At 68.9% G+C, this 26,067-nt stretch carries 28 protein-coding genes and 1 pseudogene; 20 read left to right on the forward strand and 9 right to left on the reverse strand.

Features of this window, described 5'->3' with window-relative positions:
• The first annotated feature begins 116 nt into the window (after positions 1–116).
• Positions 117–1,148, forward strand: a complete 1,032-nt coding sequence (glpX, locus tag ACF088_RS03225; RefSeq protein ID WP_392373641.1) for a class II fructose-bisphosphatase — start codon at positions 117–119, stop codon at positions 1,146–1,148.
• Between the two features lie 148 nt (positions 1,149–1,296).
• Here glpX and ACF088_RS03230 read toward each other — a convergent pair whose 3' ends face one another.
• Together ACF088_RS03230 and ACF088_RS03235 are read right to left on the reverse strand one after the other, a co-directional pair.
• Positions 1,297–1,656 (reverse strand): WhiB family transcriptional regulator, encoded by a 360-nt coding sequence (locus ACF088_RS03230; RefSeq protein ID WP_088799725.1) that lies wholly within the window; start codon positions 1,654–1,656, stop codon positions 1,297–1,299.
• A 309-nt stretch (positions 1,657–1,965) separates the two neighbouring features.
• On the reverse strand, positions 1,966–2,850 hold the full coding sequence (locus ACF088_RS03235) for a DUF1707 domain-containing protein (protein WP_392373642.1): 885 nt from the start codon (positions 2,848–2,850) through the stop codon (positions 1,966–1,968).
• Between the two features lie 167 nt (positions 2,851–3,017).
• Between ACF088_RS03235 and ACF088_RS03240 the strand changes: the two genes are divergently transcribed.
• The 7 genes from ACF088_RS03240 to ACF088_RS03270 all read left to right on the forward strand — a co-directional run bounded on the left by ACF088_RS03240 (position 3,018) and on the right by ACF088_RS03270 (position 8,431).
• Positions 3,018–4,700: a fumarate hydratase gene (locus tag ACF088_RS03240; protein WP_392373643.1), complete on the forward strand. Its 1,683-nt coding sequence runs from the start codon at positions 3,018–3,020 to the stop codon at positions 4,698–4,700.
• Positions 4,701–4,929: 229 nt separating this feature from the next.
• Entirely contained in the window at positions 4,930–5,136 is a 207-nt protein-coding gene (locus tag ACF088_RS03245; protein ID WP_392373644.1) for a hypothetical protein, read from the forward strand.
• Complete coding sequence (locus tag ACF088_RS03250) at positions 5,120–5,644, forward strand: DUF6879 family protein (RefSeq protein WP_392373645.1); 525 nt, start codon at positions 5,120–5,122, stop codon at positions 5,642–5,644. The genes ACF088_RS03245 and ACF088_RS03250 overlap by 17 nt, the downstream gene beginning before the upstream one ends.
• Positions 5,634–6,476 (forward strand): helix-turn-helix domain-containing protein, encoded by an 843-nt coding sequence (locus ACF088_RS03255; RefSeq protein WP_392373646.1) that lies wholly within the window; start codon positions 5,634–5,636, stop codon positions 6,474–6,476. Before ACF088_RS03250 ends, ACF088_RS03255 begins: the two co-directional genes overlap by 11 nt.
• Before the next feature lie 451 nt (positions 6,477–6,927).
• A complete protein-coding gene (locus ACF088_RS03260) occupies positions 6,928–7,092 on the forward strand; it encodes a hypothetical protein (RefSeq protein ID WP_392373647.1) in 165 nt (54 codons plus the stop codon).
• Between the two features lie 73 nt (positions 7,093–7,165).
• Positions 7,166–7,681 (forward strand): hypothetical protein, encoded by a 516-nt coding sequence (locus ACF088_RS03265; RefSeq protein ID WP_392373648.1) that lies wholly within the window; start codon positions 7,166–7,168, stop codon positions 7,679–7,681.
• An 87-nt stretch (positions 7,682–7,768) separates the two neighbouring features.
• Positions 7,769–8,431 carry a class I SAM-dependent DNA methyltransferase gene (locus ACF088_RS03270; RefSeq protein WP_392373649.1) on the forward strand — a complete coding sequence of 221 codons (663 nt, stop codon included), beginning with the start codon at positions 7,769–7,771 and terminating at the stop codon, positions 8,429–8,431.
• Positions 8,432–8,763: 332 nt separating this feature from the next.
• Here the strand turns inward: ACF088_RS03270 and ACF088_RS03275 are convergent, their stop codons facing one another.
• The 3 genes from ACF088_RS03275 to ACF088_RS03285 are packed head-to-tail and all read right to left on the reverse strand — an operon-like array spanning position 8,764 to position 10,795.
• Positions 8,764–9,405, reverse strand: coding sequence for a TetR/AcrR family transcriptional regulator (locus ACF088_RS03275; RefSeq protein ID WP_392373650.1), 642 nt, complete (start codon positions 9,403–9,405; stop codon positions 8,764–8,766).
• Entirely contained in the window at positions 9,402–10,082 is a 681-nt protein-coding gene (locus tag ACF088_RS03280) for a DUF4166 domain-containing protein (protein ID WP_392373651.1), read from the reverse strand. Before ACF088_RS03280 ends, ACF088_RS03275 begins: the two co-directional genes overlap by 4 nt.
• Positions 10,079–10,795, reverse strand: coding sequence for a hypothetical protein (locus ACF088_RS03285; RefSeq protein ID WP_392373652.1), 717 nt, complete (start codon positions 10,793–10,795; stop codon positions 10,079–10,081). The genes ACF088_RS03280 and ACF088_RS03285 overlap by 4 nt, the downstream gene beginning before the upstream one ends.
• A gap of 410 nt (positions 10,796–11,205) precedes the next feature.
• Here ACF088_RS03285 and ACF088_RS03290 point away from each other — a divergent pair, with 410 nt between their 5' ends.
• Positions 11,206–12,099, forward strand: a complete 894-nt coding sequence (locus tag ACF088_RS03290; protein ID WP_392373653.1) for a hypothetical protein — start codon at positions 11,206–11,208, stop codon at positions 12,097–12,099.
• Positions 12,100–12,370: 271 nt separating this feature from the next.
• On the opposite strand, the gene ACF088_RS03295 is transcribed toward ACF088_RS03290, so the two are convergent.
• Positions 12,371–13,042: a permease prefix domain 1-containing protein gene (locus ACF088_RS03295; protein ID WP_392373654.1), complete on the reverse strand. Its 672-nt coding sequence runs from the start codon at positions 13,040–13,042 to the stop codon at positions 12,371–12,373.
• A complete protein-coding gene (locus ACF088_RS03300) occupies positions 13,039–13,380 on the reverse strand; it encodes a PadR family transcriptional regulator (protein ID WP_392373655.1) in 342 nt (113 codons plus the stop codon). Before ACF088_RS03300 ends, ACF088_RS03295 begins: the two co-directional genes overlap by 4 nt.
• Before the next feature lie 85 nt (positions 13,381–13,465).
• Between ACF088_RS03300 and ACF088_RS03305 the strand changes: the two genes are divergently transcribed.
• From ACF088_RS03305 to ACF088_RS03320, 4 genes are read left to right on the forward strand one after another with little or no spacing between them, the layout of a single operon-like run.
• Positions 13,466–13,939 carry a DUF2269 family protein gene (locus tag ACF088_RS03305; RefSeq protein ID WP_392373656.1) on the forward strand — a complete coding sequence of 158 codons (474 nt, stop codon included), beginning with the start codon at positions 13,466–13,468 and terminating at the stop codon, positions 13,937–13,939.
• Between the two features lie 11 nt (positions 13,940–13,950).
• Entirely contained in the window at positions 13,951–14,232 is a 282-nt protein-coding gene (locus ACF088_RS03310; protein ID WP_392373982.1) for a hypothetical protein, read from the forward strand.
• Between the two features lie 4 nt (positions 14,233–14,236).
• A complete protein-coding gene (locus ACF088_RS03315) occupies positions 14,237–14,911 on the forward strand; it encodes an HD domain-containing protein (RefSeq protein WP_392373657.1) in 675 nt (224 codons plus the stop codon).
• A 36-nt stretch (positions 14,912–14,947) separates the two neighbouring features.
• A complete protein-coding gene (locus ACF088_RS03320) occupies positions 14,948–15,601 on the forward strand; it encodes a recombinase family protein (RefSeq protein WP_392373658.1) in 654 nt (217 codons plus the stop codon).
• Between the two features lie 663 nt (positions 15,602–16,264).
• Here the strand turns inward: ACF088_RS03320 and ACF088_RS03325 are convergent.
• Complete coding sequence (locus tag ACF088_RS03325) at positions 16,265–16,762, reverse strand: hypothetical protein (protein ID WP_392373983.1); 498 nt, start codon at positions 16,760–16,762, stop codon at positions 16,265–16,267.
• 243 nt (positions 16,763–17,005) lie between these two features.
• Positions 17,006–17,479: a nuclear transport factor 2 family protein gene (locus ACF088_RS03330; protein WP_392373984.1), complete on the reverse strand. Its 474-nt coding sequence runs from the start codon at positions 17,477–17,479 to the stop codon at positions 17,006–17,008.
• A gap of 457 nt (positions 17,480–17,936) precedes the next feature.
• On the opposite strand from ACF088_RS03330, the pseudogene ACF088_RS03335 reads away from it, so the two are divergent.
• The 7 genes and pseudogenes from ACF088_RS03335 to ACF088_RS03365 all read left to right on the forward strand — a co-directional run.
• Positions 17,937–18,251 (forward strand): annotated as a pseudogene (locus ACF088_RS03335) (helix-turn-helix domain-containing protein); the annotation flags it as partial.
• Positions 18,230–18,418, forward strand: coding sequence for a DUF397 domain-containing protein (locus tag ACF088_RS03340; RefSeq protein ID WP_392373659.1), 189 nt, complete (start codon positions 18,230–18,232; stop codon positions 18,416–18,418). The pseudogene ACF088_RS03335 and the gene ACF088_RS03340, both read left to right, overlap by 22 nt.
• Positions 18,419–18,470: 52 nt before the next feature.
• A complete protein-coding gene (locus tag ACF088_RS03345) occupies positions 18,471–19,883 on the forward strand; it encodes a class II fumarate hydratase (protein ID WP_392373660.1) in 1,413 nt (470 codons plus the stop codon).
• A 195-nt stretch (positions 19,884–20,078) separates the two neighbouring features.
• Entirely contained in the window at positions 20,079–20,822 is a 744-nt protein-coding gene (locus tag ACF088_RS03350; protein ID WP_392373661.1) for a DUF402 domain-containing protein, read from the forward strand.
• A 211-nt stretch (positions 20,823–21,033) separates the two neighbouring features.
• Entirely contained in the window at positions 21,034–21,717 is a 684-nt protein-coding gene (locus ACF088_RS03355) for a class I SAM-dependent DNA methyltransferase (protein ID WP_392373662.1), read from the forward strand.
• A 90-nt stretch (positions 21,718–21,807) separates the two neighbouring features.
• Positions 21,808–24,405 (forward strand): SpoIIE family protein phosphatase, encoded by a 2,598-nt coding sequence (locus tag ACF088_RS03360; protein ID WP_392373663.1) that lies wholly within the window; start codon positions 21,808–21,810, stop codon positions 24,403–24,405.
• A 183-nt stretch (positions 24,406–24,588) separates the two neighbouring features.
• Positions 24,589–26,052, forward strand: coding sequence for a catalase (locus ACF088_RS03365; RefSeq protein ID WP_392373664.1), 1,464 nt, complete (start codon positions 24,589–24,591; stop codon positions 26,050–26,052).
• Positions 26,053–26,067: the final 15 nt, after the last annotated feature.

The raw sequence follows: 26,067 nt of genomic DNA on the forward strand, positions 1-26,067 counted from the left end.
CCCTCTGCTCATTTTGGCGGCCTGGAGATACTGTGAACCTCCGGGGGAAACCCCCGCACCCCCGCACAGCCACCCTCATTCCTTCACGGCCGTCGCCGTTCAGAAAGGTGCGCTCGATGAGCGAGCATCATCTCCCGTCCCAGCTCGAGGTCAGCCCCGAGGCGCCGGACCGCAACCTCGCCCTGGAACTCGTCCGGGTCACCGAGGCCGGTGCCATGGCATCGGGCCGCTGGGTGGGGCGAGGTGACAAGAACGGCGCGGACGGCGCGGCGGTGAAGGCCATGCGTGCCCTGATCCACACCGTCTCGATGAACGGCGTCGTGGTCATCGGGGAGGGCGAGAAGGACAACGCCCCGATGCTCTACAACGGTGAGCGCGTGGGAGACGGGACCGGCGCGGAGTGCGACGTGGCCGTGGACCCGGTGGACGGGACGACGCTGACCGCCAAGGGCATGGCGAACGCCGTGTCCGTGATGGCGGTGGCCGAGCGCGGCTCGATGTTCGACCCGTCCGCGGTCTTCTACATGGACAAGCTCGCCACGGGCCCGGAGGCGGCGGACTTCGTCGACATCACGGCGCCGGTGGCCGTGAACATCAAGCGGATCGCGAAGGCCAAGAAGTCCGCGGTCGAGGACGTCACCGTGGTCATCCTGGACCGGCCCCGCCACGAGGGTCTGGTCAAGGAGGTCCGGGAGGCCGGGGCCCGGATCAAGTTCATCGCCGACGGCGATGTCGCCGGCGCGATCATGGCGGCCCGTGAGGGCACCGGCGTGGACCTGCTGCTGGGCATCGGCGGTACGCCCGAGGGCATCATCGCGGCCTGTGCGCTGAAGTGCCTGGGCGGCGCCTTCCAGGGCAAGCTCTGGCCGAAGGACGACGAGGAGCGGCAGCGGGCGCTGGAGGCCGGGCACGACCTGGACAAGGTGCTGGAGATCGGCGACCTGGTCCGCGGCGACAACGTCTTCTTCGTCGCCACCGGCATCACCGACGGCGAACTGCTGCGCGGAGTGCGCTACCGCGCCGAGAACGCCTACACCCAGTCCCTGGTGATGCGCTCCAAGTCCGGCACCATCCGCCAGATCGACTCCCAGCACCGGCTGTCCAAGCTGCGTGCGTACAGCTCGGTGGACTTCGAGCGCCCCAGCTGACGGGATGGCGCGGCCGGCCCGTGCAGCCGGCCCGTCCGTCCCCACACTTCGCCCCCGCCGGAGACTCTCCGGCGGGGGCGAAGTGGCCCATACGCCCTGGGGTGCGTCCTCTGGGTGCGTCCTATGGGCCGAAGCCTCGCGCGGCCGTCTAGCCGGCCGCGGGCATATGGGCGGCTCGCTGGAGCTCGGCCTCCCGGCGCCGCCGACGGGTCAGCACGACCCGGCGCTCGGCCGCGGTCAGACCGCCCCAGACGCCGTACGGCTCCGGCTGGAGCAGCGCATGCTCCCGGCACTCGACCATCACGGGACAGCGGGCGCAGACCCGCTTCGCGGCCTCTTCTCTGGCCAGGCGCGCGGCGGTCGGCTCCTTGGACGGGGCGAAGAACAGCCCGGCTTCGTCCCGGCGGCACACCGCCTCCGAATGCCAGGGGCCGGCCTCGTCGCGATCAGGCACTTGCTGGGACGGAACGACAGCGGCATCCTGCAGGGGCTGATGCGGTAGCAGCACGGTCTACTCCTGACGACGGCTTCGGCGCGAGAATCACCCTTGCCCGTCTCGCTGCGTACGGCCCATTTCCGCACCCCGCAGCCGTACGAGAGACGATGCACCAGCCCTACCCGCTGTACGCACGCTTATGCACACCGTGGCGATCGTGCGACAACGAGAAAATCGCGGGTGGCGCCACCTCAGGAAGGTCGCCCGCGCCCGGGCGCCGGCCGATCGCCGTACACGTCCTCAGGGACCGGTGCTCGCACCCCTGGGATACCCGCACACTCCGCCCCCTGCTCCGCTGTTCCTCCCGCACCCTCCCGCGCCTTACCGGAGCCGGTCCCGACGCTCACGCCGTGCGGAGCGCAGCCGTTCCTGCCACTCCTGGCGGTCATGGCGCAGTTGGTGGTGCCGCTCACGCCGCTCCTCGCGCAGCTCGTGGCGGAGCTCCCGGTGCTCCTCCCACAGCCGGTCGCGCAGATCGCGGATCCAGGCGCCGCGCTTGGGCTTGGCCTCCACACTGCCCAGCACGGCATAGCCGTTGACCAGGATCTGCGGGGCGTTGCCGTCCTCGGCGTCATGGGTCTCGATCTCGAAGTTGCCGAGGATGCCGGAGCCGCTGCTGCGCAGCGTGATGTTCTCCGGGACCCGGATCTCCACACTGCCGAAGACGGCCGTGACATTGATCTGGACCTGCTGCTGCGGGAAGACGGCCTCGGTCAGATCGATCTCGACGCTGCCGAAGAACGCGAAGGCGTTGATCCGCGCGGGGGCCTGCCACCGGCCCTTGCGGACGGAGGCACTGAAGATCGCGACGAGGTTCTGGTCCGGGACCGGGGCGCGGGGGCCATAGGCGTACGCGTCCGGGTCCGGCTGCGCGCGGCCGGCACCCGCCGCGGGCAGATCCCGCACGACGGGCTCCAGTTCACCCATGGTCTTGGCCCGGTAGACCGTGTCGATCCGCTCGGCGTGCTCCTCCGGGTCGAGCCGGCCCTCGGCCAGCGCTTCACGGAGGATCTCGGCGACCCGGTCGCGGTCCGCGTCGGACGCCCGGATATCCCCCTCGGCCACCGCGGGCGACGCGGACGCCGGCGTGGCCAGGTGCATCGGCTTGGTCATGTTCACCGGCTGCCGCTCCGGCCGCTCGTCGTGCTTCCGAAGCGGTCCGGGCGGGTTCTCGGGGCCCGGTCGTCCCCCGTTGTCTGCATCCACCGACCCAGCGTACCGAGACGCGATAGATCGCGACTAGGGATCGGCAAGGACGGCTCTCGCACCCACTGAGCCTGACCTCACAGCGGCGTCCGCGCGCCGGGGTTCTACGCTGTGGAGGCGCTGCCGTAGATGCCAGCCGGACCTCTCCGAGTAAGGAATGACCTTCGATGCCGGAATTCGCCTACACCGACCTTCTCCCCGTAGGTGAGGACACCACCCCGTACCGCCTCGTCACCTCGGAGGGCGTGAGCACCTTCGAGGCCGACGGACGGACGTTCCTCAAGGTCGAGCCGGAGGCGCTGCGCAAGCTGGCCGCCGAGGCGATGCACGACATTTCGCACTACCTGCGCGCGACGCACCTCGCCCAGCTCCGCAAGATCCTGGACGACCCCGAGGCCAGCGCCAACGACCGCTTCGTCGCGCTCGATCTGCTGAAGAACGCCAACATCGCCGCCGCGGGCGTCCTGCCCATGTGCCAGGACACCGGCACCGCGATCGTGATGGGCAAGCGCGGCCAGCAGGTGCTGACCGAGGGCGGCGACGAGGCGGCCCTCTCCCACGGCATCTACGACGCCTACACCCAGCTGAACCTGCGCTACTCGCAGATGGCTCCGCTGACGATGTGGGACGAGAAGAACACCGGCTCCAACCTCCCGGCCCAGATCGAGCTGTACGCGACCGACGGCGGCGCCTACAAGTTCCTCTTCATGGCCAAGGGCGGCGGCAGCGCCAACAAGTCCTTCCTCTTCCAGGAGACCAAGGCGGTCCTCAACGAGGCCTCCATGATGAAGTTCCTGGAGCAGAAGATCCGTTCACTCGGTACGGCCGCCTGCCCGCCGTACCACCTCGCGATCGTCGTCGGCGGCACCAGCGCCGAGTACGCGATGAAGACCGCGAAGTACGCCTCCGCCCACTACCTCGACGAGCTGCCCGCCGAGGGCTCGCCCACCGGCCACGGCTTCCGCGACAAGGAGCTGGAGGAGAAGGTCTTCGAGCTGACGCAGAAGATCGGCATCGGCGCGCAGTTCGGCGGCAAGTACTTCTGCCACGACGTCCGCGTCGTCCGCCTGCCCCGCCACGGCGCGTCCTGCCCGGTCGCCATCGCCGTCTCCTGCTCCGCGGACCGCCAGGCCGTCGCGAAGATCACCGCCGAGGGGGTCTTCCTGGAGCAGCTGGAGACCGACCCGGCCCGCTTCCTCCCGGAGACGACGGACGAGGAGCTGACGGAGGGCGCGGGCCCCGACCTCGACGCGGTCGCCATCGACCTCAACCGGCCCATGGACGACGTCCTGGCCGAGCTGACCAAGCACCCGGTCAAGACCCGTCTCTCCCTCACCGGAACCCTGGTCGTCGCCCGCGACATCGCCCACGCGAAGATCAAGGAGCGGCTGGACGCCGGCGACGAGATGCCGCAGTACCTCAAGGACCACCCGGTCTACTACGCGGGCCCGGCCAAGACCCCCGAGGGCTACGCCTCCGGCTCCTTCGGCCCGACCACGGCCGGCCGGATGGACGCCTACGTCGAGCAGTTCCAGGCGGCCGGCGGCTCCAAGATCATGCTGGCCAAGGGCAACCGCTCCCAGCAGGTCACCGACGCCTGCGGCACGCACGGCGGCTTCTACCTCGGCTCCATCGGCGGCCCGGCCGCGCGCCTGGCCCAGGACTGCATCAAGAAGGTCGAGGTCCTGGAGTACGAGGAGCTCGGCATGGAAGCGGTCTGGAAGATCGAGGTCGAGGACTTCCCGGCCTTCATCGTCGTCGACGACAAGGGCAACGACTTCTTCACTTCGCGGGAACCTGAGCAGCCGACGTTCACCAGCATCCCCGTACGGGGCCCTGGCCTGGCCTGAGTCACCCCCAGAAGCGCCGCAGAGCCCCCGGCAAACCGCCGGGGGCTCTGCTGTCACTCGGGGCAGCGCGGCCCAGGACGGCCCCACGCAGGCTCGCCCGGCCCAGGCATGGACCTGGGAATACCCGACTTCGCAAATATTCGAGCCGCCGCATAGACGGCCGTGTCGGCCCCTCGTACCGTCATGACCACCAGGCCCCAACAGGGGTCAACCACAAGGGGGTTTCGGCATGGCGCGCGAGGAACTGACCCGACTGACCGGCAACGGAAACGGCACCTGCGGCAAGGACGACTGCCCAAACGTCTATCGCACCGCCGACGGCTCATTCGTCGTACAGGGCGACGTTTCCCAGGCGTTCACGCCGCCCGAGGGCGAAGGGCTTGTGGAGATCCCCGAGAGCGTGCTGAGGGAGGCCGTTCGTGTTCTTGGCTGGTGAGGAGTGGGCGGCACGCTTCGAGGGCTTCCAGCGGGAAGCGTGGAGGCTTGAGACCCTGCCTCAATACCTCATGCCGCAGGAAGAAGAAGAGTTCCAAGCGTTCAAATCGGGGGCACGAATCGACCCCCGCGCCGTATCGAATGAGTACACCGATCGGCTACGCCGACAAGCCGATGAAGGGCGCACTCAGGGGCGCGTGCACATCGTGACGCGGCCACTATCGGACTACCTGCGATTCGAGTTCGCGCAGTACTACACGCCCCACGCGCTATCGGGTGAGCAGATCCGAATTCTCGACGTGACCGAGCGGGATAACCCGCTGGCCGGCGTTCAGGATTTCTGGATGTTCGACCGTGCCGAAGTGGTGCTCATGAATTACCACCCGGACGGACGGCAGATCAGCCGCGAAGTCTACGAAGGGGACGTAGCCCGGTTCATCGAATACCAACGGATCGCCGTAGCCGAGTCGGTGCCTCTTGAGGAGTACGTGAAGGGCATTGACGTTTGAGCCCGAGAGGCTAGGTCAGTCCAGATCAGACCTAGCGGAAGCCCTGAGAGGCCAGCGCAAGCGAGCCGGGAAAACCCAAACCTGGCTCGCTCGCCGCTGCAACATGTCTCAAACCAAGGTCAGCAACATCGAGAGCGGAAAGCTCACGCCCTCACTGGTCGACGTCGAACTGATCCTTGAAGCACTCGGGGCAGATAGCCCTGTCGCTTCCGAAATCTTGGCGATAGCAAGAACAGCCAACACGGAATGGCAGGATCACTGGTCCTCTCGCCGTAGGGGTTTGGATAAAAAACAGAACGAGCTAGCGACGCTCGAAGCGGTCTCGACAGAGTTCCGGTTCTTCCTGCTGTCGATGATTACCGGACTGCTGGCCACGCCTGAATATGTGCGTGCCAGCATTTCCGAAGTTCCCGGCGACCAATCGAAGACCATTGCCAAGAAGCTTGAACGACAGCAGGTGCTTTACGACTCCTCGAAGTCGTTCATATTCATTCTCACCGAGCAGGCGGTGAGGTGGCCACTTCTCCCCCCAATGGCCATGGCCATGCAACTCGACAGACTTGCATCCGTCTCTCGCATTCCGAATGTACAGCTAGGCGTGATCCCTCTGGGTGGACACATCCCGGAAAGGCCGCTGAACACATTCACGGTCTACGACCGCCGGCTAGCCACTGTCGAAACAGGTACAGGGGCGTTGATTTTGCGCGACCACAGAGACATCACGGCGTATCTCAAGGACTTTGAGGCGTACGAGCGGGTCGCCGTCTTTGGCGATAGCTGTCGAGAACTCTTGGCTGAGTGGTCCGCGAACTTTACCCGACCTCGCAAATAAGACCTCTAACGATGCACGCTTCCCCGCATCATTGCTTGCCACCGAGCAGCCGAGCCGGGGAGGCCAATAGCGATGAGCGACAACACGATGATGACACCGCCTGTCCATCTGTCGCTCCCTCCCAGCACTCCGAAGCCAACCGAAGGATGCGGGGTTTGTGCCGCGCTGGCCAAGCAGCGCGCAGAGGCCGAGGCTAGTGGGAACTTTTCAGCGGCGGCGGATTGCAACGTCGAGTTGCGAAATTGCCCGCACCGGAGGGCCACCGACCGGAAAAACGCATGACCGCCGCCACCAAGGCGCCTCAAAAGCGAGCGGGCAAGCCCATTCGACGCAGGAGCGCCCCGCAGGCTGCGAACAGGCCGCAGGCCGCCCCTGTGGCCTACTGCGGTGTTTGCATCGGCCACCTTCGGATTTGGTGCCCCGACTGCTGCGGATTCGAAGGCTGCACTACATGCCGCTTCACATTCAAGGTGCCGTGCCCGCACTGCGCGGGCAAAACATTGGAGCCGATCAGGTGGTAAAGCGGTTCCTCGGCCGCATTGCGTGGCCATCGTTCGTGCTGATCGTGACCGGCTTGTGCGGCCTGATCATCACCCTTGCCGCGACCGGCAAGTGATGAGCTCCCGTCTCCCGCGCAACCGCGCGGCAGTGGCGGGCAACACCCCATCAATGGGAAGGGGAACCGCCGCATGACCGTCATGGTCGAAGCTCAGAGCGATACCACATACCGCGACCCTCGGGCGCTGCTGGACGCGGTCCGCCCGCACGTCAAGGAGTGCACGTACAACGTGCTGGAGAGCCCCGGATCGGACAGGCTCGACCTGTGGGACCGCGAGATCGCGCTTCTCATGCGAGACAACGTCATGGTTCGGGATATGGCCGAGCGCATTCTCGGCAACGCCGTGGCCTACCTGGTCACCGCCATGGAGCACCCGAACGTTCACCTCGGCGTCGGTAAGACGGTGGACATGGGGGTTCACCAGATCATCCTGGACACCCCCGTGTACTTCGCGTTCTGCGACACGTACAACCACGGGCGGTACAAGCACCACGCGCCGCTCATCCAGCGCCGGACTGACGGCCCGGTCATCCGCACGGGCGACTTCCTGCGCTCGAACGGCTTCGACGCGGACCGGGAACTATGGGATCAGATCGACGGCGCGGAGTGCTCGCCGTGTGACAACAAGGTTCCCGACAGCCACTGACCGGCCCCGCTAGAGTGCCCCGCCTCCGCGTCCGTCTGGGGGTCGGGGCGCTCGCCCCGACCGCAACCGCCCTGAAGAGGAAGCCCGTTGACTGCTCAGCACAACTACGAGCATGAGCGCCAGCTCTGGGACACGTTTGCCGAATCGGCCGAGAAGGATGTGTTCGAGAGTGACCCCCTGTTTCGGTGGACGCAGTACGGCGACCACGGCCCCGGCCTGGAACTCCTCGGCGATCCCGAAAGCGTGCTTGAGATCGGGTGCGGTACCGGGCGCATGCTGGCCTACCTCGCACAGCGGGGCGTCAAGGCAACCGGCGTCGATCTGTCGCCCGTGATGGTGCGGAACACGATGGAGCGATGGGGTCCTATGGGGGCGCAGTTCATCTGCGCCGAGATTCTTGACCATCTGCGGCGCAGCTCTGAGACGTACGACGCGATTTACTCGATCTTCGGCGCTGCCTGGTTCAGCGACCCGAAGAAGCTCTTTCCTCTGGTGCGTCAGCGGCTCAACCGTGGTGGCGTCTTCGTCTTCTCCCAGCCCCCGGCTATCCCCGGAGCGTACGGCCCCCAGGGCATGTACAAGGGGGGCTTCGCGGGTCCGGCCATGTTCACCTACCGCTACAGCTACACGCCCCGGATGTGGGAAAGCCATCTGCGTACGGCCGGCTTCGGAGAACCGTCGGTTCAGGTACTCGAAGCCCCGACCCCTGGCCACATCGGAACCTTGATCGGTCGGGCCGTGGTCGCATAGACCTCACGCTTGAACGGGTGCATAGCCCGGACACGTCCAGGTCTTCGGCCCAACCCACTATCCGGCCGCCGACGGCCGGCCCAGCGGCCCAGTGCTCTACGGCATGCCGCTGGTTCTCGGGGCTGGTGGTGTCGTCCTTGAGGATGGACAAGCGGACGTTCCCCAGAACCCTCGGATGCTTGATCATGGCGGGATAATTCCGGCGTCCACGCGAGCAGAACAAGCCGAACGACTTCTTCCAGGACCCGGCGCCGGCGCCAACGTTCACGAGCATTCCGGTGCGCTCGGGAAGCTGACGCACCCGCAGGACCCGCGCGGCCTCTGACGTCTCGTCAGCGGCCGCGCCGGGCCGTGCTACGCCGAATCCGTGCCCGTACGGCCCGCTGGGCGACCGGGCCCAGGTCCTCCAGTACGCCGATGAGCCCGGACAGTTGCTCCAGTGCGTCCAGGGCCGTCAGCGCCCCTTCCGGGTCCACGCCCTCGTACAGCTCCAGGCCGACGAAGCCCGCCGCGAGGGCCCGGGAGAGGCCTGGGACATCCACGAAGTCGGCGATCGGCGTCCCGGCCAGCACCCGCGCCAGCACCCCTTCGATCTCCTCGATCCACAGGGCGAGTCCGGCGGCGGTCGCGGGGACGAGCCGGGGCTGGGTCTGGGCCCCGGCCAAGAGCTGGGCGAGGACGGCGACATGGCCGGCGGCGCGCTCCTCGGCATGCAGCTCCCGCCCCAGCTCAAGGAGTTCGGCGAGGCTGCCGACCCGGGTAAGACGCTCGCGGTAGTGCGCGACACGCTGCTCCGCGCCGTACCCGCAGGCGGCGGCGAGGAGTTCGTCGACGCTGCCGAAGTGGTAGAAGATCAGAGCCTGGTTGACTCCTGCGGTGGTGGCGATGCTGCGGGCCGAGGTCTTGGCGAGGCCCTGCTCGGTGAGCGTCCGCAACGCACCGGCGAGCAGTTTCGTACGGGTGTCGGCGCTCACGCCCGTGCCTCCTCGCGCACCGGCCGCAGCCCGGCGCGGACACCGCGCTCGGCGACCTTCACGAACTCGGCGTCGAAGGACCCCTCGTAGCCGAAGAGCGGGCCGAACCGCCGGTTGCCGACGCGCACCTGGATACGGAAGCGCCCGGCCGCCTCGTCGTACGACTCCCGCACCACGGCGTCGCCCCCGATCAGCTCCGGAACCCGGACGTCGACCGGCCCCTCCCGGAAACGGTGCTCGCCGGAGCGGATGACCAGGGCACCGCTGTCGTCCACGCTGAAGTGCAGGTCGGTGGCGAGGTGCTGGTGGGTGCCGAGGTAGTCGACGACGCAGCCGCGCTCGGGGCTGAAGACCATGGTGGCGTCGAAGCGGCGGGGACGGCGCGGGAAGGAGAAGGTCCGCACGAAGGTGACGGTTTCACGGCCGAAGGAGTCCGTGTACGGGACGTTCTCGATGACGAAGGGGATGTCCCGGCCGGCCTGCGGGACGAGGATGTTGCGACTGCCGCCGAGGGCCAGGAACGGCCGGACGAAGCTGCGGCCGTGCCAGATCCGGTCCATCGTGCCCCGCCCGATGCACGCCTCACCGCTGTCGAGCCCGACGGAGAAGCGCCGCCGGATGTTCGGGTGAAGGCGGTCGAAGTCGGCGCCCAGTGCGCGCTGGAATATCGAGGTCATGACTGCTCCAAGGTGGCGAGGAGGGCGGTCGGGGCGGCAGTGCTCTCGCTGCGTCCGGTGGCCCGTTCCGGGGGGCGGCGCAGACAGCGGCGGGCCGCGGGGGTGACGGGCAGGGGCGGCAGCAGCAGCGCGGCGCCTGCCACGGCGAGTGCGGTGACGGGGGCCACGGCCACAGCGGTGGCGACGACGGCGGCCATACGGACGCACACTTCCGCGAGAGCGTGGCGCAGCGACCGCTCGGGGGTGATCCCGCGTTCGCACCACAGCCGCAGCCGGTCGAAGGACCAGGCGGTGGCCCAGCCCATGAGCGGCCGGAAGAGGAGCCGGTCGACGACCCGGCCGAAGCGCCCCCAGCGCGGCCGGTAGTCGTAGCCGGTGAGGAATCGCAGCGCATCGCCGTCCGGAACGTACCGCCAGTACCCGCGGCCCTCCTCGATGAGCGACAGCGGGTGCGCGGAGGAGAAACGGAGGGCGGAAGTCCGGGTGCCGTCGGGCCGGTTCCGCTCGCCGGCCGAGACGCCGGTGCCGTCGACCGTGAGCAACGGCAGGACGCGGGTGGCGTAGCGGAAGCGCTGCGGCTCCCCCGGCGCGCACGGCAGGTAGTCGATCTCACTGAACCTCAGGTCCCAGCGCTGATGCCGTTCCGGCAGCTGGCTGCGGTCCCACACGTCGTCGATCCCGGCGCGGATCCGCGCCTCCACGTACAGCCCCATGCGGCTTCCCCCATCCCACGAGTTTGAGCGACTGCTCAAAACGCAGAGTAGAGCGTTTTGAGCGATCGCTCAAGGCGGTGCTTCGGAGGGGAGGCGGGAACGGCTCAGGCGTCAGGGGCAGGCATCAGGGGCGGGCATCAGGGGCGGGCATCAGGGGCGGGCATCAGGGGGTGCCGGGAAGAACCGTGTCACCGATCCTGCTGGCCAATTTTGTTGCGGGTAGGTGTGATGCCCGTGGGTCCTGTAGCGGTCGTGCTCTTCCGTCTGTGCCTCGCCGAGCCCCCCGCACGCACCTGTCGGCCACCCGAAGCACGGCCAGGTGAGCCATTTGTCCTCGATTCCCGGCCAATGCTGTGGCTGACGTGCACTGAGGACTGTTCCGCAGAACTGCCCTTGGTGAGAATCCCCCGATGGCTGCTCTCGAAGCGATATACGGAGTGCTGGGCGTACTGGGAGGCGCGACGATCGGCGCCTGGAGCGCCGGACGCCTGCAGCGTGGGGCGCATAAGACCACCGCGGCAACCGCAGCCGCCGAAAAGAATGCCCGGACACTCGAACTGGCCCTGGAGACCACCTCCACCGCCCGCATCGCCACCCGGGCCTGGGCCCTGTTCATGGAACTCGCAGTACAAGACCTTGCGACTTCCCGGCCGGTGGATCTGGCCACCTTCGACAGCGAGGTGAAAACACTCCTCGGAGACGTCACCAGCGCCCTCTTCCGCCTCGCGGCGATCCCCGACATCCCTTTCGCCGAAGCACCGGCGCGCATGAACTCGCCACTGACTCGGTCAACGCGGACCGTCCGGGAGGCTCTGCTCCAAAAGGAGTCCAGCCGGACCGTCGGGCCCGGGCAGGCCGCCACCCTGCTCGCGCTGGTGCGTGATGGCGCCGCCGACATGAACGAGACCTTCGTCCGGCAGACCAACCTGCTCACGGGCCGCACACCCGCTCCCCTGGAGCCGTCCCAACCGGCCTCGCTGCCCGATCACCTCACCGAGCAGCAGCCGTACATGGGGCTTCCCGACCACCTCAGCAGGTCCGCACCGCAGCTCTCGCTCCCCGACTACGTCGGCATGTCGGCTCCCGCGCCTTCGCCGCTCCCTTTCGAACCGTTCTGGTTCGCGGTACCGATGCTCCGCCGGCTGTACACACTGGACGGTGAGCCTTCCCCGCCCCCTCGGGACCAGCTGCGGCCAGGCGCATGGCACCTGGCAATTGACCAGCACCGTTTAGGACTTGTGGTCGCGGTGGCCGATGACCTCAAACTCGTCCTTCGAGACACGGAAGGCATCCAAAGAGGCTAGATGGGCGGCGCTACCGGGCCGGGCCGAATCCCCCAACCAAGCCCACGGGCTGATTCACCGCCGTTTGCGGCTGGTGACGATCTCGCCGGCCATTCCGGATCACGCGGTGAGGGAGAGGTCGAGTCGGGCGAGGTCGAGTCGGGCGAGGTGGCTGGTGCGGGTTCGGCCGAGGGGTCAGGTGATCTTGTTCCAGCGGCACCCCATGGTGGGTGGCTGATGGCCCGTTGACGTGCCCGAGGGCACGTCAACCCCGCAACCGAGAGGCGGTGGGTCACATCGCCGGCAGGCGCGCGCATTGGCGGCAGGCGCGGGCCGAGGTTGCCACCACGGCGTGCGACGCGGCTGCGAGTGCGCCGGCGAACGCGAGCAGTGGCCAGTTCGTGGCCAGGACGGAGGCGGTGGCGAGCGCGAGCGTCGCGACCGCCATGGCAACGCCTGCGGTAGTCCCGGTCCATGCGACCGCGAGGGGGAGTTGGTGCGGAACGGGCAGCCAGCGGGCGAGGGTGCCGGTGGCGGCCAGCGTCGCCGCGGCGAGCAGCGCTGCGACGCCGGCAACACCGGCCAGATGAACGGCCAGCAACTGAGCCGTGCGTGGCAGCTGCCAGGGCTGATCGCGGTCGATGGCCCAGGCCAGGTACCAGCAGGCGACCAGGAAGGGGGCGGTGAGGGCGACGACCCGGGCGGTGTGCCGGGCCTGGGCGATGGTCAGTTCCCGTTGGCAGCTCGGCACGAGTTCGTCGAGGGTCCCGAACTCTCCCACTGCTTGGTGGGCGGCGCACCGGTAGGCCATTCCTTCGCGGGTGTGCGCCGTTACCGTGTCCGAAAGACCGTCGCGCATCTCCTCGATCATCCGGGCCTTGATCCGGGCCGGGCCGTGCAGGGCGGCCGTCAGGGCCGCGAGGTGGTCCTCGATGGGGTCGGCTTGCCGACCGGTGGCGCTCATGTGGCAATCCCGGGCGGTGCGGCGGGGTTCAGGACCGAGCCGATCGCTGTGGTGAACTCGCTCCACGCGGTGCGCTCGCCGGCCAGGGTGTGCCGTCCGGCGTTGGTGAGTTCGTAGCATCGCCGCCGCCGTTCACCGGAAGACTGCCAGCTGCTGCTCAGCAGCCCGAGCCGCTCCAGCCGGTTCAAGGCCGGGTAGATCGTGCCCGTGCGCAGCTCAAGTGCGCCCCTGCTGCGGTGTTGGACCGCGGCGATGATCGCGTAGCCGTGCAGCGGGCCTGGTTCAAGCACGGCCAGCAACAGTCCGTCCAGGTGCCCTCGCACCGCGTCTGCCCTCATGAGTAGGCAGCCTACCCAAAATTGCTGTAGGCAGTGTATGTATTGGCAGCCAACCTATTCATGCTTCTGCTCGGAGGAATCCGCCGTGACCAAGGTGCTGCTGTCCGTACATGTCCTCGCGGCGATGCTGGCGGTCGGGTCGATCACGGTGGCCGCGTCCCTGTTCCCCCGCTACGCGCTGCAGGCGTCTGGCGGCCGGGATCCGGACGGGCGAGCCGCCGGGATCGCCGCACTCCTGCACCGGATCTGCCGCGGCTACGCTGTCGCCGGCCTCGCCGTGCCGGTCTTCGGGCTCGCCACCGGAGCCCTGCTCGGCGTCCTCACCGACGCCTGGCTGATCGCGTCGCTCGCATTGACCATGATCGCCGCGGCCCTGCTGGCCATGGCCATCCTGCCCGGCCAGCAGCGCCTGCTCGCGTTGGCCCAGGACTCGGCGACCCACGATGGCCAGCGTCCCGCGGCGACCCGGCTGACCATGCTCACCGGCATCTTCAACGTTCTCTGGGCGATCGTCGTCATCCTGATGATCGTCCGCCCTGGCTCGACCACGGGAGCGTGATCCCCGTGCAGATGTTGCGGATCGCGTCCGGTGCCGAGACCGCCTCCTTCGCCGTTCTGCTGGGCAACCTGCTCACCACACACACGCAAGCGATCACGACGCTCGTCGGCCCGCTGCACGGCACGGCCTACCTCATCGTCATCGCGGCCACTTCGACGGCCCCGTCTGCCGCCTCGACGGGCGCCCGATGGCGCGCCGCCATCCCAGGAGTCGGCGGGCTGCTCGCCTTACGGCGGATCCACCTGCGTACCCGAGGAAACCAACCTCCTACGCGCAATGCCCAGGAAGGGTGACGTGATGGACGACGCATACGCTGAACTGCACTTTCCTCGTACCGGCGTAGCGCTGAGCGCGATGCGCTTCGTGAACGGCATCGAGGACCCGGCGATCTTCAACCACAGCATGCGCAGCTATCTCTACGGGCGCTTTCTCGGAGAGCAGCAAGGCCTGCAACCCGGCCGCGACTATGACGACGAACTGTTGTTTCTGGGCTGCCTCCTGCACGACGCCGGGCTCAGCTCTGCGGGCAATGGTGATCAGCGCTTCGATATCGACGGCGCCGACTTGGCCGCCTGCTTCCTCACCGACCAGGGGGTGTCACCTGAGAGGGTCGAGGTCGTATGGGATGCGATCGCCCTGCACCTGCACTACGAGATCGCTATGCGCAAGCGTCCCGAGATCGCGTTGGTGACGGCCGGCGCCGGATTCGACCTGGGCCCCGAGGGGCCACACACCCTCCCGGCCGGCTACGCCGACCGCATCCATGCCTCGCTGCCCCGCCTCCACGCCGCGCCCGTGCTCTACGACACGATCGTCGGTCAGGCACTCGACAAGCCGCACAAGGCCCCGCCATTCAGCATGCCCGGCGAACTGGTTCGCCAGGAGACACAGGCAGTCTGGCCTACCTGGAAACAACTGATGACCCGATCCCCCAGTTGGAACGACTACGACGGCTACCCACCGAAGGGGTGAGCACGGGTACCCGGACAGCCGCTGCACGCCAAGGCCATGTCGCGTCCGGTCAGCCCACAGCACGATGCGGCTGATGCCGTCACCGGACACCCCGGGGTGGGGGCGTGGCAGGCCCACCCCGGCCGTCACCGCGAAGGCGACACCCTCGTCGTTCCGTCGCTGGACCGGCTCGGCCGCTCCGTCCAGGACCTCATCGCGATCGTGTCCGGCCTGCGCAAGCGCGACGTCGGCTGCACCTCGCTGCACGAGGCGGCTGCACGAGGCGGCTGCACGGGGCGGCTGCACGAGGCGCTGGACGGCACCACGCCCGGCGGGCGCTTGGTCTTCCATGTCTTCGCGGCCCTCGCGGAGTTCGTCCGCGAACTCATCGTCCAGGGCACCAACGCGGGGCTGGACGCCGCCCGCGCCCGCGGCTCCCCACTCAGCCACCGGCCGGCAGTTGTCTCGCCGGCGCCCCCAAAGGCCCTCGGCAGGGCGCGCCCCGTACCGACAACGGCCTGCAGATTCCCGCCACACGAAACCGTCGTAGAGATATCCCGGAATAACTTGTGCTCGACCTCGCCCGGAAGGGTCTGCATGGGTCTTCATGGGTCTTCATCGGTCTTCATGGGTCTTCGTGGCGCCAAAGACTCTCGGCGAACTGTTCGAGGCTTTCCAGCGAGAGGCGTTCCGGCTGGAGGCCCTGGATGACCACATCCCGGACCGGAAACGTGGATGCCTATCGGGTGTTCTCGCCGGAGAGTCTACGCCGGCCGATGACAACGAAGCCGGGGTATCAGGACTCCGTTGCTCACCAGCAGGGGTGAGCATGGCCGTCGCTTTCGCCTTCCCTCTCGACCACTGACTCCGTTTCTGTGATGCGAACCGGGTGGGCGCTATCAGAAGAACGCGACTCGCGGAGTGGTGGGCGAAATACGGCGAAGGAACAGACAAGAGCCAGGGACCGCGCTGCGGGCGCTACGGCAAGCGTCCGGCAAGAAGGAAGACGGCTGGAGCTGTCGCCCGCGGTGCGGTCATGTCTGCAGGCAAGGTGAGCAAGCTCAGCAAGAGGAAAACAGGGAAGGCCGCTCCGCCCGTCGTGGATTTTGAGAAGATTCTTATGACGGTTCGGCGTTTCCGATGAATTCAAGGCGGAGTACCAGCGGCGGGCAGAGCGGCGTTATTGCGCGTCCCCGCGGGAGCGAAGGTGGCGCCACCCGAAGTAGAGCGCCCCCAGCGCTCCCCCAACTGCACCAGCCCCGCACATCACGGTCGCCCATGGGGCCATGTCCTGCGTGAACCACAGCAAGCTCACTGCGGCCAGGGCCATGGAGAGCAGGCATCGCTCTCCATGGCCCGGCCCGCGGCGACCGGTCAGTCCCGGATGTTGCCGCACTTGTATGTGACGCCCTTCATTTTGATGTCCCGATACCCCGCGAAGGAGGCGAAGTCGGTGCCGCCACCGCCACCGCCGCCCTCCTTCCGGCAAGAATAACCAAGCGCCTCAAGCTTCCCGAGATCGCTCTTCGCCTGGTAGTTCTTGTAGGACTTGATCATGGCGGCACGCTTTTGCGCAGGCGTAGCTTCCTTCGCCTTCGTGTACGCATAGCACCCGACGCTGGCGCCGATGCCTACCCACGAAGCCCCCTTGGCCAGTGCCTTGGTAAGGCCTGCCGCGCCGCTGCCAATCCCCAGAACTGCGCAGATTTCATCAACCCCAGCAGCGTGAAGCTGCGCTTCTGCTGCCGGCCGCGCGACGGTTGCACCCCCTTCGCCTTCCCCTGAAGCTGCACTTGCGGTGTGCGCGCTGATGCCGCACATAGCGCCGGTCATGGCGAAGGCGATCGCGGTCGAGATCCCCTTGCTTCGCATACTCACGAAGTCAATCCCCCAATAACACTCTACAGTGTCTTGATCTTTACGAGAAGGACGCTACCAGCGCGGCTATATGCACGCAATGAGTTTACCGGAAATAGGGATTCCTTAACGAGGCCACCTCCATGGAATCGGATGAATTTCTCGTAATTTTGCAAAATCTCACATACCCGGCGCCTCTCCCGTGGATGGACATAAACCGTTAGGAGGTGGTTTGGGTCGATCATTCCGGCCGCGCCCTCACGCCCCGTCGGCGTCCCCGAGCCGCTCCGTCGGCCCGGCGAAGGACAGGAACGTGGTCCGGGTGGCGAGGAGCCAGGCACCGTCGACCTTGCGGAACGTGTCCTCGTAGTGCCCCACTTGGGCCGGGGGCCGGGGCGGCACCATGCCCTCCTGGTAGCCGTCGACCCGGTAGGTGGCGAAGTAGGTGGTGGCGGTGGCCGTCGTCGCAGAGGTGACGGTGACCAGGATGTTGGTGCACATACGGCGCGACAGCCGGTCCGCGGGCCGGGAACCGAAGTAGGCGCGGAGCGCGTCGCGTCCGTGCACCCGGCGGTCGCCCTGCGGCCACTCCCAGACCCCGTCGGGGGTGAACAGGTCCGCCACCGATCCGGGGTGCCCGAGGTCGAGCCGGTGGACGAACTCGACGATCAGGCGCTCACAGGCCCGCTCGGCGAGCAGGCACTCCATGGGGTCAAGGGCTTCGGTGTCCATCCCCATTGCGCACCAGCGCCCCACGACCGCCACCACGGCTTTGCGGGCGGCGGTGGCGCTACCGCCCGCGATCACGCGGGCAGGCGCAAGGCGGCCAGGCCTGGCTGAGCCCGTAGAGGTCGAACGGGCCTCCGGCCACGGCATGGACCGGCATGGACCGGTGCCCGCTCCTCCTTCACGATGCCGTCGCGCGGCGTAGTACGAGGGGACAAGAGGGGCGCGTCGCCGTCCAACCGTGCTTCGACGGGCGTGCGACGGCGCATCCGACCCGGCAACGGCGGCGGGTGCCACGGCCGTACGAGGACCGTGCGGACGGTCGCCGGGCCGCAGTGCGCCGAGGGGCCGAGGGGCCGACGCGGACGCCCGGTGCCGGCGCCCGGCGCTCGCGGGATGAGTGAAGCCCGCACGCGGGTGAGGTATCGGGCAATAAGCTGCGGCATGTTGACGCTCCTTGTGCATGACGCGTTGGCCATGCCACGGGGCCGTGTGCGCGGCCGCCGGTGCCTCTCGTGCCGTCCGCCCTCTACGCAGACTCCGTCTGAATGCCGGGCTGACTCAGGTTCAACTGGGCCGACAGGCACACACGCACGGCACCCGCAGCAACCAGATCGAGCGGACCACGGGCGCCAAGCCAACGCTTGAACCGACCCGAGCCCTGGACAAGGCGGTGGGTGCCGACGACTTGCTCGTCGAGTTGTGGCCGTACATCCAGCAGGAGGTGTTCCCCTACTGGTCTCGGGCCGTCATGGAATGGCTGGAGCGGGCGACGGCGCCCCCTTGGCGACGAGGCGAGTGCGTCGAGGTCGCGGACGGTCACACGGGCCTTGGGTCCCCGTCCGTGACTCGGAGAACCCCCACGGCCCCGCCCTCCTCATCCCCTCCCCCGCCTGGGCCGCCTTCGTGGCGGGCCTGAAGGGTGAGCGCCCCGCAGGCAGGTGACATCGGAACAGCGGCCGGGAACAGATTGCCGTTCCCGGGCACTGACATAGGTATGAGCGACAACAGCGCATTCGGCGACTCCCACGGCTTCCGGACCGAGCACGACTCCATGGGTGAGGTGCAGGTGCCCGCGTATGCGAAATGGCGGGCGCAGACGCAGCGTGCGGTGGAGAACTTCCCGGTCTCCGGGCAGCGGCTGGAGCGGGCGCACATCGAGGCGCTGGCCCGGATCAAGGGGGCGGCCGCCCTGGTCAACGGCGAGCTGGGGGTGCTGGACAAGGACATCGCGGAGGCCGTCCAGCAGGCCGCTGCCACGGTCGCGGAGGGGCAGTGGGACGACCACTTCCCCGTTGATGTGTTCCAGACCGGGTCGGGGACGTCGTCGAACATGAACACCAACGAGGTCATCGCGACGCTGGCGAGTGAGCGGCTGGGCCGGGAGGTTCATCCAAACGACCATGTCAATGCCAGCCAGTCGTCCAATGATGTCTTTCCGTCCTCGATTCATATCGCGGCGACGTCGGCTGTCCTCAACGACCTCATCCCGGCGCTGGAGCATCTGGCGGAGGCGCTGGAGCGGAAGGCTGAGGAGTTCAGCGAGGTCGTGAAGTCGGGGCGGACGCATCTGATGGATGCGACGCCGGTGACGCTGGGGCAGGAGTTCGGCGGCTATGCCGCCCAGGTGCGCTACGGCGTCGAGCGGCTGCGGGCGTCGCTGCCGCGGCTGGCGGAACTGCCGCTGGGCGGCACGGCGGTGGGGACCGGGATCAACACCCCGCCCGGGTTCCCGGCCGCGGTCATTGCGGAAGTGGCGCGGGCGACGGGGCTGCCGCTGACCGAGGCGCGCGATCACTTCGAGGCGCAGGGGGCGCGCGACGGGATCGTCGAGACCAGTGGGCAGCTGCGGACGATCGGGGTCGGGCTGACGAAGATCGCCAACGATCTGCGGTGGATGGCGTCCGGGCCGCGCACCGGGCTCGCGGAGATCGCGCTGCCGGATCTGCAGCCGGGCTCGTCGATCATGCCGGGGAAGGTCAACCCGGTGATTCCGGAGGCGGTGCTGATGGTTGCGGCGCAGGTCACCGGCAATGACGCGACGGTGGCGGCGGCCGGGGCGGCAGGCAACTTCGAGCTGAATGTGATGCTGCCGGTGATCGGGAAGAATGTGCTGGAGTCGGTGCGGCTGCTGGCCAATGTCTCCCGGCTGCTGGCGGACCGTACGGTCGACGGGGTCACCGCGAACGTGGAACGGGCCCGGGAGTACGCCGAGTCGTCGCCGTCGGTCGTCACTCCGCTCAACAAGTACCTCGGGTACGAGGAGGCGGCGAAGGTCGCCAAGAGGTCCCTCGCCGAGCGGAAGACCATTCGTGAGGTGGTCCTGGAGGGCGGCTATGTCGAGCGGGGGCTGCTGAGCGAGGAGCAGTTGGACGAGGCGCTGGACGTGCTGCGGATGACGCGGCCCTGAGCCGGCCGGCCCCTCGCCGCGCCCCGGCGCTCCTGTTGCGGCGCGGGTTCTAGGGCGGGTTCCGGGGCGGGTTCCGGGGCGGGTTCCGGGGCGGGTTCCGGGGCGGGTTCCGGGGCGGCCCGCATTATCATGCCCGTCACGCCCGGTGCGTCTCATGTCACGGCGCGCGTCATGCCGCGCAACTAAGATCTGCGCATGACAGCGGACATGGTGGACACGACGGAAGGCGAGGCGCCCGGCGGACGCGGGACGGCCGGGGCGAGGCGGGCGGCGGGCAGTGCGGCGGGAGCGTCACACTGGGCGCCGGGGGACCACATCCTCTGGCGTTACCGCGACAATGCCGACGCCGGACGGTTCCACATCTGTCGTCCGATGACCGTTGTCCAGGACACCGACGAACTCCTCGCGGTGTGGATGGCGCCGGGCACGCCGTGCATCAAGCCGGTGCTCGCCGACGGCACGCCGGTGCACCGCGAGCCGCTGTCCACCCGCTACACCAAACCGCGCCGGACCAGCCACGACCAGTGGTTCGGCACCGGTGTGCTGAAGCTGGCCCGGCCCGGTGACCCGTGGTCGGTGTGGCTGTTCTGGGAACATGGCTGGCAGTTCAAGAACTGGTACGTCAATCTGGAGGAGCCGCGCCGCCGTTGGGCGGGCGGCATTGACTCCGAGGACCACTTTCTCGACATCTGTGTCTATCCGGACCGGCACTGGGAGTGGCGGGACGAGGACGAGTTCGCACAGGCGCAGCGGGACGGGCTGATGACCGATGCACAGGCCGCCGAGGTCAGATCCGCCGGGCGGGCCGCGATCGCACAGATCAGGGCCTGGCGTGAGCCGTACGCGGACGGCTGGGAGGACTGGCGGCCCGATCCGGCCTGGGAGGTTCCCCGGCTACCGGAGGACTGGGACCGCGCACCGGATCGTTTGCGGTCGTGAGGGAGTGAAGTGAAACCACGCGAGTGAAGGGGGCGAACCGTGGGAAGCTGCGCCTATGGGCAATGCTGTTTCCTGCGGGGCGAGGAGCGGGGCCGAGCCCCCTTGCTGCGCCCCGGGTCTTCAAACGTAGGATCGTCCTCCGCAAGACTGCACAGGCGCAACTCCAGAACGGGAAAACGAACTTGACCGCAGTCGCAGGAGGGGCGAGGTCGTGAGTGCAACTCACTACGACGGATACGAGGGGCTCAACCGGTTAGCACTGGACCGGGCCGGCCAGGCCGAGGCGTTCGACGCCATCGGCGACCGGTACGACGACGCCTTCCCGCACAAGGAGGGTCAGCTCGCCTCGGGCACCTGGCTGGCCGACGCCCTCCCCGAAGGCTCGCGCCTCCTGGATCTCGGATGCGGTACGGGCCTGCCGACCGCCCGTCAGCTCGCGGACGCCGGACACCGCGTCATGGGAATCGATCTCTCCCCCTCGATGGTCGCACTGGCCCGGGAGAACGTCCCGGACGCGGACTTCCACCGGCTGGACATCGCCGATCTGCGCGGCGGCCGGCTCGGCGGCCCCGGCTCTTTCGACGGTATCGCCGCTTATTTTTCCCTTCTGATGCTGCCCCGTGCGGAAATCCCTTACGCACTGGGCATGCTCCATGATCTGCTACGTCCCGAGGGGCTGCTCGCCCTGTCCATGGTCGAGGCGGATGTGGACGACTTCACCATTCCGTTCCTGGGCAACTCGATCCGGGTATCGGGTTACCTGCGGGACGACCTGCGCCGGGTCGTGCACGACGCGGGTTTCGACGTCGTCGGGGAGGACGCCTACGCATACGCCCCGTCGAGTACGGACGTACCACCCGAGATCCAGCTCTTTCTGCACCTGCGACGCGCCTGAGACGCAGCGCGTTGGGCGCGTCCCGTACGGGCGGCGCGCTCGCAACGCGGCGCGTTCGGCGCACAGCCCCGGACGGATGGAATCCCACGCGTGACGGAGCACCCCACCTCCCACGAATCGCGGCGGTCGGCCTCGACCGCCGCGCCCTCGGCGTCCCCTGCGCGGGGGCCGGCCCGGACGGCGTCGTTCGGCGCGGTCCCCGACCCGCGCAGCGCCCTGCAGCAGCCCACCGCGGCGGGGTTCGCCCCGTCGCCAGGCGCCGGGTTCGCGGTGCGCGGCGGTGACGACATAGGCCTCGCCGGTGTCGCCGTCACGGCCTCGGCCGGTTCGCCGGCCGGGCACCACGACGACGAGCCGCCCGTGGATCACGGCGCGGCGCGGCGGGACCCGTCGGCGGACGCGGACGGCGCTGCCGCGGGCCACACCGGCGGGCGCACCAGTGATCACAGCGCCGCTCACAGCGGCGGTCATGCCGCCGCACGGGACGTCTCGCTCCCGTACGGGGAGGCATACGGCGACACGTACGGGGAGGTGGCCATGCCTGCGGGAGGACGGCCGGGCGGGGCAGCGGATGCGGGCCGGGAGACGGCCCGTGCCACGCGGCGGGTGGCGCAGGGCGCGGTGGGTCGCGCCGAGGCGCCCGAACCGGGCGAGGAGCCGCACCACGGGCAGCGCCCGCGGCACGGCGGCGAGGGCATCGGGCGGCCGCGGGAGGGCGGCGGTCCGGCCGGCGGCGGGCGGCCGCGCGGCGGCGGTCCGGGCGGGACGGTGCCGGAGCAGTCGCCGGCGCCGCACGGCGGACGGTCCGCGAGCCCGGGCGACCGCGGTGCGGCCTCGCACCCGGCGGCCGGGGAGGCCACCGCGGCTCCGGTACCCGGCCCGGGCGGCCCGCCGCAGAACCCGCCGGCCGCTCCCCCGGCCCGCTCGGCGCATCCGGGCGAGAGCAGCGAGGTGGCCGCGGCCCGGCAGGCCGGCGGCGACCGGCTGCGCTTCATCGGGGCGGCGACGCGGCGGATCGCCCGCGGCATCGACCTCGACGAGATCGTGCTCGGGCTGTGCCGGGCGACGGTGCCGACGTTCGCCGACGCCATCCTCGTCTATCTGCGCGATCCGCTGCCGGTGGGCGATGAGCGCCCGACCGGCCCGGTGGTGCTGCGGCTGCGGCGTACCGACCGGATTCCGGAGGAGCCGGACACCAACGGCGGCCGGCTGCCGGTGCTGCCCGCGCAGCCCGATCTGGGCCCGGCGATGGGCGGCAGCGCGGCGGAGCTGGCCGAGGTGGAGCCCGGCGGCCCGCTGGCCGAGGTGCTGCGGGGCGTACGGCCGCTGTTCGGCGAGGCGCAGGCGGCGCGGACGGCGCTGCCGGAGCTGCTGGGGCCGGATCCGCGGCTGCCCAGCGGTCATCGGGTGATCCTGGCGCCGCTGCGCGGCCGTCGGCGGGTGATCGGGGCGGCGGTGTTCCTGCGGCGCCCGGACCGGCCGGCGTTCGAGCCGGACGACCTGTTGGTGGCGGCGCAGTTGGCGACGCACACCGCGCTGGGCGTGGACAAGGCGGTGCTCTACGGCCGTGAGGCGTATATCGCCGATGCGCTGCAGCGCACCATGCTGCCGGACTCGCTGCCGCAGCCGACCGGGGTCCGGCTGGCCAGCCGCTATCTGCCGGCCGCCGAGACGGCCCGGGTGGGCGGCGACTGGTACGACGCGATCCCGCTGCCGGGCAGCCGGGTGGCGCTGGTCGTCGGCGATGTCATGGGGCACTCGATGACCTCGGCCGCGATCATGGGGCAGTTGCGCACCACCGCGCAGACCCTCGCCGGGCTGGATCTCCCGCCGCAGGAGGTGCTGCACCACCTCGACGAGCAGGCCCAGCGGCTGGGTACGGACCGGATGGCGACCTGCATGTACGCGGTGTACGACCCGGTGGCGCACCGGATCACCATCGCCAACGCGGGGCATCCGCCGCCGGTGATGCTGCACCGCGGCGGGCGCGCCGAGGTGCTGCGCGTGCCGTCGGGCGCGCCGATCGGTGTCGGCGGGGTGGACTTCGAGGCGGTGGAGCTGGATGCCCCGGCGGGCGCCACGCTGGTCCTCTATACGGACGGTCTGGTCGAGTCGCGGATCCGGGACGTGTGGACCGGTATCGAGCAGCTGCGGGAGCGGCTGGCGGAGACGGCCCGGCTGACGGGTCCCAACCCGCCGCCGCTGGAGCCGATGTGCGACGAGGTGCTGGACATGCTGGGCCCCGGCGACCGCGACGACGACATCGCGCTGCTGGCGGCCCGGTTCGACGGGATCGCGCCGAGCGATGTCGCGTACTGGTATCTGGACCCGAAGGCGCAGACGGCCGGGCAGGCCCGCCGGCTGGCCCGGCGGGCACTGGCGCGCTGGGGCCTGGAGGAGCTGACCGATCAGCTGGAGTTGCTCGTCAGCGAGGTGGTGACCAATGCCGTGCGGTACGCGGAGCGGCCGATCACCCTGCGGTTGCTGCGAACGGACGTACTGCGCTGCGAGGTGGGTGACGACGTTCCGCAGCTTCCGCGGCTGCGCCAGGCCCGGCCGTCGGACGAGGGCGGGCGCGGTCTCTACCTCGTCAACCGGATGGCGCGGCGCTGGGGCGCGACCCGTCTGAGCATGGGAAAGGTCGTCTGGTTCGAGCTGTCGATGCCTCCGGGGGCGCTGCGCCGCTGACGCCGGGCGGTCCCCGGCCGCACATCCCATATGTTGGACCCCGTCTGAGATCGGACGGGGTCCAACTCTTGCCGACGTGCCGTCGGGGTAGTTGACTGCTTGGGTGGATGTAAGGGACTGACCGCCCCAATTCGGGACTGACCGACCCCTACTCCCAGTCGTCGAAACAGGAGGCACTCCTCCATGTCCAGCACCGCGCACAACGTCCCGCGCACGACGAACAACGCCGGCATCCCGGTGGAGAGCGACGAACACTCACTCACTGTGAGTCCGGACGGCCCCATCCTGCTCCAGGACCACTACCTCATCGAGAAGATGGCCCAGTTCAACCGCGAACGGGTCCCCGAGCGGGTGGTGCACGCCAAGGGCGCCGGCGCCTACGGCTTCTTCCAAGTCACCAACGACGTCAGCCAGTTCACCAAGGCGGATCTCTTCCAGCCGGGCAAGACCACCGAGATGTTGGCCCGCTTCTCGACCGTCGCGGGTGAGCAGGGCTCCCCCGACACCTGGCGCGACCCCCGTGGCTTCGCCCTGAAGTTCTACACCGAGGACGGCAACTACGACCTGGTGGGGAACAACACCCCGGTCTTCTTCGTCCGTGACACGATCAAGTTCCAGGACTTCATCCGCTCGCAGAAGCGCCGCCCGGACAACGGGATGCGCGACAACGACATGCAGTGGGACTTCTGGACGCTGTCGCCGGAGTCCGCCCACCAGGTCACCTGGCTGATGGGCGACCGCGGCATTCCCAAGACCTACCGCCACATGAACGGCTACGGCTCGCACACCTATATGTGGGTCAACGCCGGCGGCGAAAGGTTCTGGATCAAGTACCACTTCAAGACCGACCAGGGCATCGACTTCCTCGCCCAGGAGGACGCGGACCGGATCGCCGGCGAGGACGGCGACTACCACCGCCGTGATCTGTTCGAGGCCATCGACGGCGGCAACGCCCCGTCGTGGACGCTGTATGTGCAGGTCATGCCGTTCGCGGACGCCCCGGACTACCGGTTCAACCCGTTCGATCTGACCAAGGTGTGGCCGCACGGCGACTACCCGCTGATCGAGGTCGGGCGGATGACGCTCAACAAGAACCCCGAGGACTACTTCATCCACATCGAGCAAGCGGCGTTCGAACCGTCCAACATGGTGCCGGGCGTCGGCCCGTCGCCGGACAAGATGCTGCTGGGCCGGCTGTTCTCGTACGCGGACACCCACCGCTACCGCATCGGCCCGAACTACGCCCAGCTGCCGCCCAACCGGCCGCACGCCCCCGTCCACTCGTACGCGAAGGACGGCCCGATGCGGTACGAGCCGTCCCGCGCGGCCCGGCCCTACGCGCCGAACAGCTACGGCGGCCCGGCGGCGGACACCCTGCGCTACGGGGAGCCCGCGGGCTGGGAGACCGGCGGCGAGATGGTCCGCGAGGCCTACACGCCGCGCCGTGACGACGACGACTTCGGCCAGCCGGGCACGATGGTCCGCCAGGTCCTCGACGACGCGGCCCGCGACCGGCTCGTCGGCAATGTCTCCGGCCATCTGCTGAACGGCGTCAGCCGCCCGGTACTGGACCGCGCGCTGCAGTACTGGCGCAACATCGACAAGAACGTGGGCGACCGGATCGCCCACAAGGTGAACGGCGGCTGAGGCGCCACCGCTCCG

It is taken from the genome of Streptomyces sp. NPDC015125 (assembly GCF_043080045.1).
Lineage (GTDB): Bacteria > Actinomycetota > Actinomycetes > Streptomycetales > Streptomycetaceae > Streptomyces.